The sequence below is a fragment of the Peribacillus sp. NPDC058002 genome, assembly GCF_042886655.1.
Classification (GTDB): Bacteria; Bacillota; Bacilli; order Bacillales; family DSM-1321; genus Peribacillus; species Peribacillus aracenensis.
Genome location: NZ_JBHVQU010000016.1, coordinates 1 through 15148, shown reverse-complemented (window position 1 = coordinate 15148; position 15148 = coordinate 1). Strand labels below are relative to the sequence as shown.

The window sequence follows — 15148 nt, the reverse complement described above, 5'->3', positions numbered from 1 at the left end:
GAAAAACCTAATTTACCAATGTTTCCAAAGGGTTAATCTTTAAAATTCCTGTTATTATACACTTTTTCAATCTCGTGGAATTCATCATTTAATAGTGAAACAGGCAAAATCCGATTAACCATGTAACTCTCATTTCATTGTTAATCAAAAAAAGCATCCTATAAAAACTTGGATGCTTTTTTCGACCTTTTTTCCAGACCAAAAAAGGCTGCCTAAAAGCTTTAGCCCTAGACAGCCTTATATTATTTATGCTGAATGATGGTAACTTTCCCTTTATTCATCCTGTTCATGATAAACCGGATAACAATCGGTTTGAGGAGTTTCCGGGTTGGCGGAAACACAAGGATCAATCCCATGATATCCGAGATGAGCCCAGGGGACAGCAAGAATGCAGCTCCGATAAAGATACAGATTCCATCAATGATTTCATTTCCTGGCATCATTCCGTAACGAATCTGTTCCTGTGCCTTTTTCCATGTTTCCATCCCTTGCCGTTTAGCCAAATAGACCCCGATCAAACCTGTGGCTACAATCAGGAACAGCGTTGGCCAAAAACCAATCAGATTGCCTGACAGCAAAAGGACAATAATTTCAACGACCGGCATCGCAATGATAAACATTAAAAAGTATTTCATCTACATTCCTCCTGCACAGCCCATTTCTGGTGCGGTACATCCATCTTACCTCATTTGCACGGAATCAGCCAAAATTTCGTTTTACAAAACGTTGGCATGCCCATCGTAAATGACTCCGCGACCTGCATCGACTGTTATTCTTTGACCATCCTTGAAAACCTTGGTCGCGTCCTCTGCCCCAACGATGACCGGTATGCCCAATGTAACTCCTACAACAGCTGCATGGCTTGTCAAACCGCCTTCTTCCGTAATCAATGCCGCACACTTTTCTATCGCCGGCATCATTTCACGGTCCGAACCGATCGTAACCAATACAGAGCCTTCCGTCACTTTTTCCAAAGCTTCCTTGGCATTCTTAGCTACAACCACTTCACCTTTCGCTGATTTCCTGCCGATTCCTTGAGCCTTCAAAAGGACCTCTCCTAACACATGAATTTTCATCAAGTTAGTCGTACCTGTTTCACCTACAGGCACACCGGCTGTAATGACGACTAAATCCCCGTGGGAAACTAAGCCGGAATGCAAGCTTTCATCTATTGCGGTTTGAAGCATTTCATCGGTAGTTGTCGCTTTTGGACCAATCTGCGGATAGACTCCCCAAGCCAATGCAAGCCGTCTTGAAACATGATCATTGGATGTAACCGCAATGATCGGTGCTTTAGGGCGGTATTTGGAAATCATCCTTGCCGTATGACCGCTTTCTGTAGGGGTGATGATTGCCCCTGCATTAAGATTAAGCGCGGTGTGGGCAACGGATTGACCAATAGCATCAGTAACATTATGGCGGTTCACTTTGCTTCTGATTGATAATATATCCCGATAATCAAGGGCAGTTTCAGCACGTGAAGCAATGTTATGCATCGTTTGCACCGCTTCCACAGGATAAGTCCCAGCAGCTGTTTCGCCAGAAAGCATGATTGCATCCGTTCCATCAAATATGGCATTGGCGACGTCACTTGCTTCTGCACGGGTCGGCCTTGGATTACGCTGCATCGAATCGAGCATTTGTGTAGCCGTTATGACTGGTTTCCCAGCATTATTACATTTTTTGATCATCTGTTTTTGGACTAATGGCACTTCTTCTGCGGGAATTTCCACTCCCAAATCTCCCCGCGCTACCATCAAGCCATCTGAAACTTCCAAGATTTCATCAAGACGGTCCACGCCCTCTTGATTTTCGATCTTAGGGATGATTTGAATATGTTCCGCTCCATTTTGCTGCAATAATTCACTTACTTCAAGCACATCGGAAGCCCTGCGTACAAATGAGGCAGCAATGAAGTCAATACCCTGTTCGATCCCAAAAAGGATATCCTGTTCATCTTTCTCCGTTATGCCAGGCAGGTTAACCGAAACTCCAGGAACATTCACGCCTTTTTTGTTCTTAAGTGTACCGCTATTCAAGATTTTGGTATGGATTTCTTTTCTTACTTTATCTATCTTCAACACTTCAAGCCCAATCAATCCATCATCCAAAAGGATTTTAGATCCTGGGTGGACATCATGCAGAAGCCCTTCATAGGTAATGGAGAATTTTTCAGGTGTTCCCAGGACTTCATTCATGGAAATAATGATTTCATTGCCGGCTATAAGCTCCATGGAGTCATTTTCCATATTATTTGTCCTTATTTCAGGTCCTTTTGTATCCAACAGTATGGCAACCTGTTTACCCGCCTTTTCGCTCGCTTCTCTAATATTGCGTATTCTAGCGGCATGTTCTTCATGATTTCCATGAGAAAAGTTAAGCCGTGCTACATTCATCCCCGCCTCTATTAATTGAACCAGCTTTTCTATACTTTCACTTGCGGGGCCAATCGTACAAACAATCTTGGTTTTACGCATGTTTTCATCCTCCTTTAAGGAAAACTGCCGCCTGTCCACTGACAGGGGCGCAGTGTATTATGTCTTCTTTAAACATTCCTACCGACCCATAATGATTAAATGGATAGCTCAGCAGATAATTCATACATTTTCTTATCAATAGTATGCGGTTTAGCAAGAGCTTCGATGATATCATAATCAACGAGTTGATTTTGTTCTATCCCGACAGCCCTGCCTCCTTTTCCTTCAAGAAGCAGTTCAACGGCTTTTGCTCCAAGCCTGCTTGCCAATACACGGTCATTTGCCGAAGGAGATCCTCCGCGCTGAACATGGCCCAAGACTGTTACACGGGTTTCAAACCCAGCCTTTTCCTCAATTTTCCTAGAGATATCAACGGCACTTCCAACACCTTCAGCTACAATGATGATACTATGCTTTTTCCCACGGTCATGTCCGCGGTTCAGCTTCCCAATCAGATCTTCTATATCATATTCATATTCAGGACAAAGAATCGTTTCGGCTCCGCCAGCCAATCCAGCCCAAAGCGCAATATCGCCGGCATCTCTTCCCATCACTTCTACGACATAAGTCCTTTCATGTGAAGTGGCCGTATCCCGAATTTTATCGATAGCATCGATGACTGTATTAAGGGCCGTATCGAAACCAATCGTGAAGTCCGTACCCGGTATGTCATTATCAATCGTTCCAGGAACCCCGATACATGGGAAGCCCCTTTCCGTTAAAGCTTTCGCTCCGCGGTATGAACCATCGCCGCCAATGATGACAATGCCCTCGATACCAAGTTTATTCAATTGTTCAATCGCTTTTAGCTGGCCTTCCTCCGTCTTAAATTCCGGACAGCGAGCCGTATGTAACATCGTGCCGCCTCGATGAATGATATCCCCGACCGACCCAAGTTCAAGCTTCTTTATATTTCCATTTATCAGTCCCTGATAGCCATGATAAATTCCGAAGACCTCAATTTCATGAAAAATTGCTTTTCGGACAACCGCTCGGACTGCCGCATTCATGCCAGGAGAATCTCCTCCACTTGTCAATACACCTATTCTCTTCATAAATGTCACCTCTCTACAGCACTAATCAATTTTTAGCCTCGTTATATCATTGTACCCTTTTTCAAGCCTCAATAAGCAGTAACTGTTACACTTATGCTCACTTGATGTTATAAGCCTAACCGATTCTCATCAGAAATTGAAGTAAAATGGCGCAAAAGTTTACATTCTACACACAAACCATATTCTTTACACGTTTCTGTAATGAATACATATATGCCCATGAAAGGATGAAAAAACGTGTTGCCCCAGGCAGCACGTTTTCCCTTTTGTAAATGTGTTTATGAATGCTGTTCAACTTCCTTAGGCTCTCCCTCAGGCTGTTTTGCAAATTCATATTCACCGATTTTCTTGAATTTCATATAACGCTGGTTGATAAGATCATCACTATTCAATGGCAGAAGTTCATTGAATGAACGTTTCAGGATATCCTTGATGGCTTCTGCCTGTAAATTTGAATCCCGATGGGCGCCGCCCCTCACTTCAGGAATGATCTCATCGATGACTCCTAAGCGGTTTAAATCGGGAGCAGTGATTTTCATCGATTCCGCAGCCCTCTTAGCCTGAGAGGCATCCTTCCACAGCAAGGCTGCAGCCCCTTCAGGGGAAATCACCGAATATGTTGAGTTCTCAAGCATGAAAATTCGGTCCCCGACGCCAAGTGCCAATGCACCGCCGCTACCGCCTTCACCGATGACAATACTGATGACAGGCACCTTCAGCCCCGCCATTTCGAAAAGGTTTTTCGCAATGGCTTCACTTTGCCCGCGCTCTTCAGCAGCTTTACCAGGGAAAGCTCCCTTCGTATCAATGAAACAAATAATCGGGCGGTTGAATTTTTCCGCCTGTTTCATCAGACGTAAAGCTTTTCGATAGCCTTCAGGGTGAGGCATGCCAAAGTTACGACGGATGTTTTCCTTCGTATCTTTACCTCGCTGATGACCGATGACAGTCACGGCAAGTCCATCAAATTCTGCAATTCCAGCTACAATCGCTTCATCATCCCCATAATAACGATCACCATGAAACTCGATGAAGTCATTGAATAATAGCGGAATGTAATCAAGCGTCGTCGGACGGGCTGGATGGCGGGCGATCTGAACGCGATCCCACGGTTTAAGATGGTTATATATATCCACTTCCAGCTTCTCTAGACGCTTTTCCAATGTTTCGATTTCGGCTGTCAGGTCTACATCAGCGTCCTTCGAAATGGCTTTTAGTTCTTTAATTTTATTTCTGAGGTCCGTAATTGGACGCTCGAATTCTAATTCGTAAATCATAACCATTCACCGCCCGGGGCATGGATTTTAAGGATCGTCGTCAAGGTTTCCTTCATTTCCGTACGTTTGACGACCGCATCCAATTGGCCGTGCTTCATCAAGAATTCAGCCGTTTGGAAATCTTCAGGAAGCTCTTCATGGATCGTCTGTTCAATGATTCTTCGTCCCGCAAATCCAATAAGGGCTCCTGGCTCGGCTAGATTAATATCGCCAAGTGACGCGAAACTTGCCGAAACCCCGCCTGTGGTAGGATGGGTCATCATTGATATGATCAGTCCGCCTTCATTGCTGAATATCTTCAGTGCAGCACTGGTCTTCGCCATCTGCATCAAGCTTAAAACACCCTCCTGCATCCGAGCGCCGCCTGATGCCGTAAATATGATGAACGGAATCTTCAATTCACCTGCACGTTCAATGGCACGGGTGATTTTTTCCCCAACAACGGATCCCATGCTTCCCATCCGGAAATTTGAATCCATGATGGCCGTGGAAACTTGGTACCCATTGATGCTTCCCACTCCCGTGACAACCGCCTCATTAATCTTGGCTTTCTTTCTATCTTTTTCCAGCTTCTCTAAGTAATCTGGAAATTCAAGCGGGTTAACCGAAATCATTTCTTTATCAAATTCATTAAAAGTGCCTGCGTCGAATAAAAATTCGATGCGCTCATGGGAAGACATCGGATGATGGTACCCGCAATGCAGACAGACTTTCTTGTTTTTCACCAATTCTTTTGTATACATGATTTTTTTACAGCCGGTGCACTTTGTCATGATTCCTTCCGGTACATCTTGTTTCTCACGATCTAAAGGAACCGTTGCATATTTCTTCTTAGACTTCGCAAATAGCTCTTTAAGCAAGCTTAATCCTCCCTTTACCACCAATTATCTATTTTATGATACTTGGTACAAACTATATCAGAAATAAAATTAGTATTGTGTAAAAAGGTGTCACTCGTCCTTCGACATATTTCTAATTCTAATAAGATACGTTTCGATGGCTTTTTCTTCATCACGTTCGAGCAAATATGTAAGAAGTGCCAGATAATCTTCTTTTTTCACATTACCCTGTACCATCTCTGATGTTCTGGCATAGCTGTTGACAATGCGCCAAATTCTTTCCAGCAATCGATTGCGATTCAAAATGGCAATTCTTAAAAAGAAATCATCATCATGAAACTCATCCGCTTTGACCCAGACCATTAATCTTTTGATTTCATCAGCCGTAGCGAAAAAAGCGACGATCCGCAAACAGTCAATTTCAATCAGCCTTTTCGTCTCAGACAAATCTTCTTGTACTTTTTTATCTTGCAAAAAAAAGGTTCCCAGAAGCTCGACTAGCTTATGCTCCTGGAAATCCCTGATAAACGTCCCTTCACCGCGCCTTGTTTCTATTAACCCTAATAGTTCTAAGGCACGCAATGCTTCACGGACAGAGGAACGGCCAACATTAAAACGATCCGATAACTCCCGTTCTGATGGGATTTTATCTCCCGGCAAGAGGCTGTCCGCTTCAATCATGGTACGTAGGCTCTCAACGACATCGAGATAAATTTTGGATGAAGAAGTACGACCTGACAAATTAATTATTCCTCACTTTTTCCAATGATCGCTAATTTCTTTGTTTTTTCTTTAATTTCCTCTGGATCTACATTAATCCTAGCTACTCCCGTTTCCATTGCTGCCTTGGCTACAGCAGCAGCGACGGCAGGTGCTACCCTCTCATCAAATGGAGCAGGTATGACGTAGTCTTCGTTTATCTCATGTTCCTGTATTAAACCGGCAATGGCTTGTACTGCAGCAACCTTCATTTTTTCATTGATATGAGTCGCACGTGCATCTAGGGCACCACGGAAAATCCCTGGGAATGCAAGGACGTTATTGACCTGATTCGGGAAATCCGAACGGCCTGTTCCAACAACCTTGGCACCTGCCGCTTTTGCTTCTTCCGGCATGATTTCCGGATCTGGATTGGCCATCGCGAAAATGATCGCATCCCGGTTCATCGAAGAAACCATTTCTTTTGTCAATGCACCTGCAGCAGAAACACCTATAAATACATCAGCGTTTTGAATGACAGTTTCCAAAGGTCCTGAAACCCTATTTCGATTGGTCACTTTCGCCACTTGTTCTTTCGTATCATTCATCCCTGTCGAACGGCCCTCATAAATGGCACCCTTCGTATCACACATGATGATGTCACGAACCCCATAGCTATAAAGCAATTTAATGATGGCAATGCCCGCAGCGCCTGCCCCATTCGCTACCACTTTAATTTCTGACATTGATTTATTCACTAGTCGTAACGCGTTCACAAGACCGGCAACAGTAACAATGGCTGTACCGTGCTGATCATCATGAAAAACAGGAATATTCATTTCTTTCTTTAGTCGTTCTTCAATTTCAAAACAATTCGGTGCGGCTATGTCCTCTAAGTTCACTCCACCGAATGTCGGTTCGAGTAACTTAACGGTCTCTACAATTTTGTCCACATCCGTCGTTTTTAAACAGATTGGGAAAGCGTCCACTCCAGCGAAACTTTTAAATAGAACGGCTTTACCTTCCATAACCGGCATGGCAGCTTCCGGACCGATGTTTCCAAGTCCCAATACAGCCGTTCCATCGGAAATAACAGCAACAGTATTCCCCTTCATTGTATAGTCATAAACGGTATCCGGTTTATCGTAAATATCTTTACACGGTTCTGCGACACCAGGAGAATAAGCCAGGCTTAAATCTACTGCATTCCTTACCGGTACTTTCGAAACTGTTTCTAATTTTCCTTGATTCAAGCGGTGCATATGTAATGCTTCTTCTCTCAATGTCATAGTTTCACTCCTAAACCAAATTGGGTATCCCATATCTTATATGCTGAAATCTAGTGGTCAGACCACAGCGGCCTGTTTTCAATATAACATAACTATTAAAGTTGTAAAACAGTTATTCTTTCTTGTAAACCACATTTCCTTTTCCCACCAAGTCAAATAATGCCTGCATCAGTCTATCTGTAGGATTGACCCAATCCCAATAAGATAGCTGTACATAGCGGTTTTCCCTCTCGTAAAAAAGCATGACCTTCGTTTCACCGCTATGCTGCATTAAAATTTTTTTTATTTTTTGCAGGGTATCCTTCGTTTGCTTGCCGGCCTCGATTTTCAGGAATATCGTTCCGTTTTTTTCCTCTTTCATCTGCTTCACTTTTTCAAGCGGGTATACGTTCCTGATCAGGAGCTGTGTTTTTCCATCCCGCTCTTCCAATGTTCCTTGCAGCATGACGAGTTGTCCGTGATTCAAGTCGGCAGAGTGATTTTTATAAACATTTGGAAAAACGACCGCTTCAATATCCCCTTCTTCATCACTAACGCTCAAGAAAGCCATCACATCGCCCTTTTTTGTCCTTATGGTTTTAACCGACGTGATGTATGCGCCAAGCAAGACTTTTGATTCCTTTTTATTGGTGGCTTCATCTATGGTCAAACAGCCGAAGTGCTGAAAAAGTTCTCTGTAGCTTGTCACCGGATGATTCGATAGATAAAGCCCCAATGCGCTTTTTTCCAAGGAGAGTTTGTGCTCGATAGGGATAGGCTCGACTCGGTTGTATTTCGGTTTGAGTGAAAACTCGCCATCCGAAAACATATCGAATAGGTCATCATCCGGATTAACCAATTCCATATGATTGATCGCTACGTCCAGGCTCGCCAACAATGTTGCCCGGTCTTCACCGAATTCATCAAATGCACCTGAATGCACAAGCGCCTCCAATACTTTTCTATTTACGATTTTCCCCGAAACGCGCAAACAGAAATCGAATAAATCAGCGAACTTCTTTTGCCTCCTTGCAGCAAAGATTTCTTTTAGGACCGTACCGCCAATCCCCTTTATGGCTCCAAGGCTATAACGGATCCCTTCCTTTTCCGGTAAAAACGGGTAAACGCTCCGGTTAATCGATGGAGTCAGAACCATTATCCCTTTCTTTTTGGCTTCACGGATATATTGCGAAATCTTTTCATCATTCCCGACGACCGATGTCAGGAGTGCTGCCATGAAATATTCCGGATAGTGGGTTTTCAAATAACCCAGCTGATAAGCGATGAAACTATACGCCACCGCATGGCTTCGGTTGAATCCATAGTTAGCGAAGCGGACAATCAAGGAATAAATTTCATCTGCCGTTTTTTCCGAGTATCCTTGTTTCAATGAGCCGTTCACGAAATGCAGCCGCTGTTGATCCAGAACATCCTTCTTCTTCTTCGAAACGGCACGACGGAGCAGGTCAGCCTCCCCTAATGAAAACCCGGCTAAGCGGGAGGCGATTTGCATGATTTGTTCTTGATAAACGATGACCCCGTATGTAGGCTCGAGGATATCCTTCAAATCCTCGTGCAGGTAATCAATCGGAGCCAGTCCATGTTTTCGCTCGATGAACAGCGGTATATTTTCCATCGGACCTGGACGATATAGGGCATTGACCGCGACGATATCCTCGAATCGATTCGGTTTCAGCTTGATCAAAACCTTTCGGATGCCATCCGATTCAAATTGAAACACTCCGGTTGTTTCGCCTCTCCCTAAAAGGGCTAGCGTCTCGGGGTCATCCATTGGGATATGGGACAAGTCGAGCTTTTTCCCCGATCCCTTTTTAATGTTATTTAAAATATTATCGATGAGCGTTAAATTGCGGAGTCCAAGAAAATCCATTTTAAGAAGTCCCAGTTCTTCGAGAAGGTCCATTGGGTATTGAGTCAGATGGATGCCTTCATGCCCCCCCTGGATCGGAATATGCTCGGTCAGTGCCTGATCGCTGATGACGACGCCGGCAGCATGTGTCGAAGCATGGCGAGGCAGCCCTTCAAGCAATAAAGCGGTTTGAAAAAGTTTTTGATTCAGGTCACTCTCATTAACGAATTCCCTGAGCCTTTTAGATTCCTTGTAAGCCTCGGGAAGCGTTATGCCCAGGCGTCCTGGAATCATTTTCGATACCGCTTCCTGTTCCTTTGAATTCAAGCCGAAAACACGGCCTGTATCCCTTAATGCAGCCTTGGCAGCCAATGTTCCGAATGTAATGATTTGTGCTACATGAAGTTCCCCGTACTTCTTCGCGACATAGGCTATCACTTCTTCACGGCGGTTATCCGGGAAGTCAATGTCGATATCCGGCATCGAGACACGTTCCGGATTCAGGAAACGCTCGAACAGCAAGGAATGTTCGATTGGATCGACATCCGTTATCGACAGCACATAAGCGACCATCGATCCGGCGGCCGACCCCCTTCCAGGACCTGTCAGGATTTGATGGTCCTTGGCGAATTTCATGAAGTCCCAGACGATCAAAAAGTAATCGCTGAATTTCATCTTGGTGATGATATCCAATTCATATCGCAGACGCTCTTCATATTGAATGGATGGCTCCGGCAATCTTTTCTTCAGCCCTTGGAAACAGATGGCCTCGAGCATTTCCTCTGCTGTGACACCATCTTCAGTAGGGTACTTAGGAAGCAGTGAACGGTGAAATGGAATTTCCAGATTGCATTGCGCGGCAATATGCAGTGTATTTTCGAGTGCATCCGGTCTGTCATGGAATAGTTCTGCCATCTGGGCCCGGCTTTTCAAATAAACTTGATCGGATTCAAGTACCGTATGCGTCTCATCCGCCAGCTTGTCGCCATTTCCAATTGCCAATAGGACTTCTTGAGCGAGTGCATCGCTTTCGTTCAAATAATAGACTGGATTCGTCGCGACAATCTTTATCTCTAAATCTCTCGCCAACTGACTTATGGCATCGTTGCCTTTTTCCTCATTCGCGATCGAAAGTCTCTGTATGGATACATAAAAGTTATCATGACCAAAAATTCGCAGAAATCGTTCCGCTGCCTGTTTGGCCTCCTGTGGATTTTCTTCTCTCAATAGCGTTTCTATTTGCCCCTCCGCACCCGGAGTGATTGCTATCAGGCCCCGGGAATAGGCTTTAAGCCAATTCATTGGAATACCTGACGGGGATTTCGTTTTTATGGCACTGCTTATTTTAAGCAGGTTTTGATATCCTTGTAGACTTTTTGCCAATAAAAGAAGTCCATGTGGCGAATCCCGTTCATCAAGGACATCCGCAAGTATGCCGATGATTGGCTTTACGCCCTGTCTCTTGCATTCTTTATAAAAATAGACCGAACCGTACATAACATTTCGATCGGTTAAGGCAAGGCTTGTACAGCCATCCGCTTTCGCTTTGGCCACAAGTTCAGTGATCTTCACCGTACTTGTCAGCAGGCTGTATCCGCTCTGAATATGGAGATGAGTATACACGTTTTTTCTCCCACCTTTGTAAGGCATGTTTCTTTTCATTATAGTGTTTATTTCAAAAAAAAGAAAATATGTTCTCATTACCAGGGCAATTTAACTTCATGATTTCCGACGACTATCATATTACCTCTGAACTTCCCATATAAATGAATAGAAGAATATCAAGAAAAAAAGGATGATGATATATGAATGAAGCCTTTGTTCCAGCCTTCATCAACAGCTTTTTCATATCGCTTGGCGTATTGCTTGGCGGGTCGATAATCGGGGGCCTCGCAGCTTTTTTTACTGGACAAGCCCCGATGACGACTGTATTCCGGCTGTCGGACAGCCTCCGTATTTGGGCGATTGTCGCTGCAATCGGCGGTACTTTTGATATGGTCTATAATTTCGAACGCGGTATTTTCCACGGGGAAACGAAGGATATAGTCAAGCAGGTCCTATTGATTCTATCTGCACTTGGCGGAGCACAGACAGGAGCACTGATCATAAACTGGTTCACGCAGGAGCATATTTCATCATGAGGATTCCCCCCTATCACCGGTCTCCCACCTGGCAGCGCTTCTTTGCCGGAGCTGCACTTGGCGGATTGATCAGTTGGGTGATTTTCTTTTATATGCATGGTGTCCAGCAGGAGAAGCAGATCCGGACCCTTCACGAACAAAGTGAACTTATCACGGATTTAAACGGGAAAATCGCAATTTGGGAGCAGGATTATAAAAAATTGAACCAGAAAAACGAGGAGATATTGACGATTCAGGAAGTGGAAGTAACCATTACGAATGAAAAATACAGTCTGGATCGGCTGAGTATTGCAGAAGCCGAGGATGTCATCGAGGACGACCTTTCCTCTCTTCTTGCCAAAGATGTCGCCAGTGTCTATGACGGAAAGGGGCTTTTGAAGAAGTCCATAGAAAATAAGATCGTGACCATCAATAAAAAGCGCTATCGACTTGAAGTCGTTGAAATCATGTTCTATACGAAAATGAATATTGAAATCAAACTAAAAAGGACTACTTCTTAATCATGCCACTATATTTAAAGACCAAATCATATCCGATTTGGTCTTTAAGTTTTTTTCATTCCGATTTATTCAACTCTTCCATGTCGGCAAGGATATTATCCACTTCATCCCAAGAATGAATCGAAGCCCCTGCTGCAAGCGGGTGGCCTCCTCCGTTATATTTACGGGCAATCGTATTGATGATTGGTCCTTTAGAACGGAAACGGACTCTGATTTCTCTATCCTCTTCAATGAAAAAGACCCATGACTTAACACTTTTAATCGAACCGAGCGAGGAAACGAGCTGAGATGCCTCAGATGTAGAAGCCTGGAACCGTTCAAGTATATCTTTTGTGATGATCATTTTCCCTGTGCCATATGGAAGGATTTCAAAATGCTGCAGCACATAGCCATTCAACCGGACTATGCTTTCCTCGACGTCATACATCTCCTGATATAACTGCGGGCGGGAGAACGAATAGTTAATCAATTCACTGGCATAGGCAAATGTCTTTTCAGTCGTATTCTGGAATAGGAAGCGGCCGGTATCGCCAACAATGCCTGCATATAGAAGGCGTGCCGCTTCATCACTCATCTTCAAGCCCTGTTCTTTACCGAACTGGTAAAATTCATAAATCATTTCACTTGTTGAACTTGCCGATGTATCGACCCAGCGCATATCCCCATATGGATCTTCATTAGGATGATGATCGATCTTAATCAGTTTATCCCCCGTCGTGTACCTTGCATCACAAATCCGGTCCGTATTTGCGGTGTCACAAACGATGACCAGAGCACCTTGATATGTTTCATCCGGAATCACATCGAGCCTTCTTAAATAATTCATTGACGGTTCTTCTTTCCCGACCGTAAAAATTCGCTTTTCGGGGAAAGTTGCTTTCAGGATTTCCGCCAATCCCCCCTGTGAACCATAAGCGTCCGGATCTGGACGGACATGACGATGGAGAATGATAGTATCATAACGCTTTATATCTGCTAATATTTCAGCTTTCATATAGATCTCCCCTTTACATATGTATTATCGAGCCTTATAAAGATGATATATTTCATTTAATCAAAAAATTGGAGAAATAGGAAGACTCATCTTGTTTACGGTGGCATTCTCTTTCATTTCCCGCTACAATAAAAAGGTACATATGTTAAATTGGGGGAATTTCAAACGATGCCTATTCTTGTCACCTTGATCGTTCTTTCACTAGGGGTCTATCTGTTTTATAAAATCAAATCGGTCCGAACCAGGATGCCGATGGAGAAAAAGTGGATTTCAGGGAAGTCTTCCATCGCCCTTGGTGCGTTTGTCGCACTATTCGGAATCAATCAGCTTTTTCTGTTCCACACGACCATCACTTATATCATTGCTGCCATTTTCATCTTCGTAGGCCTATTCAGTGTTTGGGGCGGCTATAAAATGTATAAATTTTATTTGCCGCATGCAATCGAAGAAGCTGCAAATCAAAAAGGATAATCGAATTTCGATTATCCTTTTTATTTTTCATGATCTGTCCAGCAATTGGCAAGTCAACATCGCCTTGCCGACAAGTTTGCCTTGGTTAAACACCTCGACATCCACTTTTCCGAATTTACGTCCTACATCAAGGACACGCGGGTGGATTTCAAGCGTACTGTCGATCTGGACTGGCTTGATGAAGTAGATCGTCATGTTTTCCACGACTAAATCACCGCGCTTATAGCTTCGAAGTGCACGGTTTGCTGAGTCGGTGACCAATGTCGTGAACACACCGCTTGAAATGGTCCCAAGGTAATTGGTCATCTGCGGAGTGACGCCATAGTTATACACTTCCTCGCCCTTGCCACGATTCGAAGTCATCACAAGCTGGCTTGTGATCGTATCGTCGATCGTTTCGCCGACCTGTGGCTGCCTTTGACTCATTTGCAGTGCCTTCAGCACATCCTGCCTGCTCACGATTCCTTTTAGGATATGACTGTCATTCACGACCGGGATCAATTCAATCCCTTCCCAAACCATCATATGTGCAGAAGATGCCACACTCATTTTATCGCCTACGGTCATCGGGTTTTTCGTCATCACCTTATCAATGAGCGTCAGTTCTTCCTGTCCGATGATATCTTTTGATGTGACCATTCCTTGAACCTTCATATTGTCATCGACAACAGGGAAACGGCTATGCCCGGATTCCTGATTCAATTCATGCCAAGTCTGAACCCGGTCACCCACAGTCAAAAAGGTCGTTTCCTGTACTGGTGTCAAAATATCCTCAACCAGCAAGATTTCCTTTTTGATCAATTGGTCATAGATCGCCCGATTGATCATCGTTGCGACGGTAAACGTATCGTAACTCGTTGAGATGACTGGCATCTCCAATTCATCAGCTAACCTTTTAACGGGCTCTTCCGTATCGAATCCCCCGGTGATCAGCACTGCTGCACCTGCTTTTAACGCGTGCTCGTGGGCCTGTGTACGGTTCCCGACGATCAGCAGGTTTCCTGCCCCTGTATATCTCATCATGGCATCCAGCTTCATCGCCCCGATGACAAATTTATTTAATGTCTTATGAAGTCCCGTTTTTCCACCAAGAACTTGTCCGTCAACAATATTGACTACTTCTGCGAAAGTGAGCTTTTCAATATTCTCTTTTTTCTTTTTCTCAATGCGGATCGTGCCTACCCGCTCAATCGAGCTCACGTAGCCCTGATTCTCCGCCTCTTTAATTGCCCGGTATGCCGTACCTTCACTAACATTCAATGCTTTCGCAATTTGACGGACGGAAATCTTTTCGCCAACAGGGAGCCCATCGATATGTTTTAATATTTGTTCATGCTTTGTAGCCAAGCGCTTCACCCTTTTCACGGTATTCCTATTCTCCATTATAAGGTCAAAGAGCCTAGTTTATCAAACAACTACTAGTATTGACGCAACCTTTTGTATTCCAGCTTGCGTTTTACCTTTTGTTTCTTAGGAGAATATAGTATGCCCGTCAAGTTTCCAGCTACCGCCAACAATGCAAACAACAGCCAGGATCCTGCAAACAGACTCTCCCTG

The 15148-nt window shown here is 44.1% G+C and carries 13 protein-coding genes; 3 read left to right on the top strand and 10 right to left on the bottom strand.

Annotation, left to right across the window (positions count from 1 at the left end; genetic code table 11):
- Positions 1-242: 242 nt before the first annotated feature.
- From ACFVSH_RS05440 to dnaE, 8 genes are all read right to left on the bottom strand, one after another.
- On the bottom strand, positions 243-635 hold the full coding sequence (locus ACFVSH_RS05440; RefSeq protein ID WP_387602423.1) for an FxsA family protein: 393 nt from the start codon (positions 633-635) through the stop codon (positions 243-245).
- Positions 636-716: 81 nt separating this feature from the next.
- Positions 717-2477 carry a pyruvate kinase gene (gene pyk, locus ACFVSH_RS05435; protein ID WP_387705192.1) on the bottom strand — a complete coding sequence of 587 codons (1761 nt, stop codon included), beginning with the start codon at positions 2475-2477 and terminating at the stop codon, positions 717-719.
- Between the two features lie 95 nt (positions 2478-2572).
- On the bottom strand, positions 2573-3532 hold the full coding sequence (gene pfkA, locus ACFVSH_RS05430; RefSeq protein ID WP_076364752.1) for a 6-phosphofructokinase: 960 nt from the start codon (positions 3530-3532) through the stop codon (positions 2573-2575).
- 278 nt (positions 3533-3810) lie between these two features.
- Positions 3811-4809 carry an acetyl-CoA carboxylase carboxyl transferase subunit alpha gene (gene accA, locus ACFVSH_RS05425; RefSeq protein WP_098369978.1) on the bottom strand — a complete coding sequence of 333 codons (999 nt, stop codon included), beginning with the start codon at positions 4807-4809 and terminating at the stop codon, positions 3811-3813.
- Entirely contained in the window at positions 4806-5669 is an 864-nt protein-coding gene (gene accD, locus ACFVSH_RS05420; RefSeq protein ID WP_260285406.1) for an acetyl-CoA carboxylase, carboxyltransferase subunit beta, read from the bottom strand. The genes accA and accD overlap by 4 nt, the downstream gene beginning before the upstream one ends.
- Before the next feature lie 90 nt (positions 5670-5759).
- Positions 5760-6389 carry a FadR/GntR family transcriptional regulator gene (locus tag ACFVSH_RS05415; RefSeq protein ID WP_260285407.1) on the bottom strand — a complete coding sequence of 210 codons (630 nt, stop codon included), beginning with the start codon at positions 6387-6389 and terminating at the stop codon, positions 5760-5762.
- A gap of 5 nt (positions 6390-6394) precedes the next feature.
- Positions 6395-7636 (bottom strand): NADP-dependent malic enzyme, encoded by a 1242-nt coding sequence (ystJ, locus tag ACFVSH_RS05410; RefSeq protein WP_192206047.1) that lies wholly within the window; start codon positions 7634-7636, stop codon positions 6395-6397.
- A gap of 112 nt (positions 7637-7748) precedes the next feature.
- Positions 7749-11108 (bottom strand): DNA polymerase III subunit alpha, encoded by a 3360-nt coding sequence (dnaE, locus tag ACFVSH_RS05405; RefSeq protein ID WP_387705190.1) that lies wholly within the window; start codon positions 11106-11108, stop codon positions 7749-7751.
- Between the two features lie 182 nt (positions 11109-11290).
- On the opposite strand from dnaE, the gene ytrH reads away from it, so the two are divergent.
- Together ytrH and ytrI are read left to right on the top strand one after the other, a co-directional pair.
- Entirely contained in the window at positions 11291-11626 is a 336-nt protein-coding gene (gene ytrH, locus ACFVSH_RS05400; RefSeq protein WP_098369973.1) for a sporulation membrane protein YtrH, read from the top strand.
- Positions 11623-12126 (top strand): sporulation membrane protein YtrI, encoded by a 504-nt coding sequence (ytrI, locus tag ACFVSH_RS05395; protein WP_260285411.1) that lies wholly within the window; start codon positions 11623-11625, stop codon positions 12124-12126. Before ytrH ends, ytrI begins: the two co-directional genes overlap by 4 nt.
- 55 nt (positions 12127-12181) lie before the next feature.
- Here the strand turns inward: ytrI and ACFVSH_RS05390 are convergent, their stop codons facing one another.
- The gene (locus ACFVSH_RS05390) at positions 12182-13120 is read right to left on the bottom strand and encodes a DHH family phosphoesterase (protein ID WP_387705188.1); all 939 of its coding nucleotides are present in this window, start codon (positions 13118-13120) and stop codon (positions 12182-12184) included.
- 168 nt (positions 13121-13288) lie between these two features.
- On the opposite strand from ACFVSH_RS05390, the gene ACFVSH_RS05385 reads away from it, so the two are divergent.
- Positions 13289-13591, top strand: a complete 303-nt coding sequence (locus tag ACFVSH_RS05385; RefSeq protein WP_192206051.1) for a YtpI family protein — start codon at positions 13289-13291, stop codon at positions 13589-13591.
- 27 nt (positions 13592-13618) lie between these two features.
- Here ACFVSH_RS05385 and ACFVSH_RS05380 read toward each other — a convergent pair whose 3' ends face one another.
- A complete protein-coding gene (locus ACFVSH_RS05380; RefSeq protein ID WP_137018167.1) occupies positions 13619-14938 on the bottom strand; it encodes a DRTGG domain-containing protein in 1320 nt (439 codons plus the stop codon).
- Between the last annotated feature and the right edge of the window lie 210 nt (positions 14939-15148).

What these genes read in the sequence shown, in the direction of transcription:
- ACFVSH_RS05440 (WP_387602423.1), bottom strand. Translation starts at nt 635, where the DNA reads ATGAAATACTTTTTAATGTTTATCATTGCGATGCCGGTCGTTGAAATT.
- pyk (WP_387705192.1), bottom strand. Translation starts at nt 2,477, where the DNA reads ATGCGTAAAACCAAGATTGTTTGTACGATTGGCCCCGCAAGTGAAAGT.
- pfkA (WP_076364752.1), bottom strand. Translation starts at nt 3,532, where the DNA reads ATGAAGAGAATAGGTGTATTGACAAGTGGAGGAGATTCTCCTGGCATG.
- accA (WP_098369978.1), bottom strand. Translation starts at nt 4,809, where the DNA reads ATGATTTACGAATTAGAATTCGAGCGTCCAATTACGGACCTCAGAAAT.
- ystJ (WP_192206047.1), bottom strand. Translation starts at nt 7,636, where the DNA reads ATGACATTGAGAGAAGAAGCATTACATATGCACCGCTTGAATCAAGGA.
- ytrH (WP_098369973.1), top strand. Translation starts at nt 11,291, where the DNA reads ATGAATGAAGCCTTTGTTCCAGCCTTCATCAACAGCTTTTTCATATCG.
- ytrI (WP_260285411.1), top strand. Translation starts at nt 11,623, where the DNA reads ATGAGGATTCCCCCCTATCACCGGTCTCCCACCTGGCAGCGCTTCTTT.
- ACFVSH_RS05390 (WP_387705188.1), bottom strand. Translation starts at nt 13,120, where the DNA reads ATGAAAGCTGAAATATTAGCAGATATAAAGCGTTATGATACTATCATT.
- ACFVSH_RS05385 (WP_192206051.1), top strand. Translation starts at nt 13,289, where the DNA reads ATGCCTATTCTTGTCACCTTGATCGTTCTTTCACTAGGGGTCTATCTG.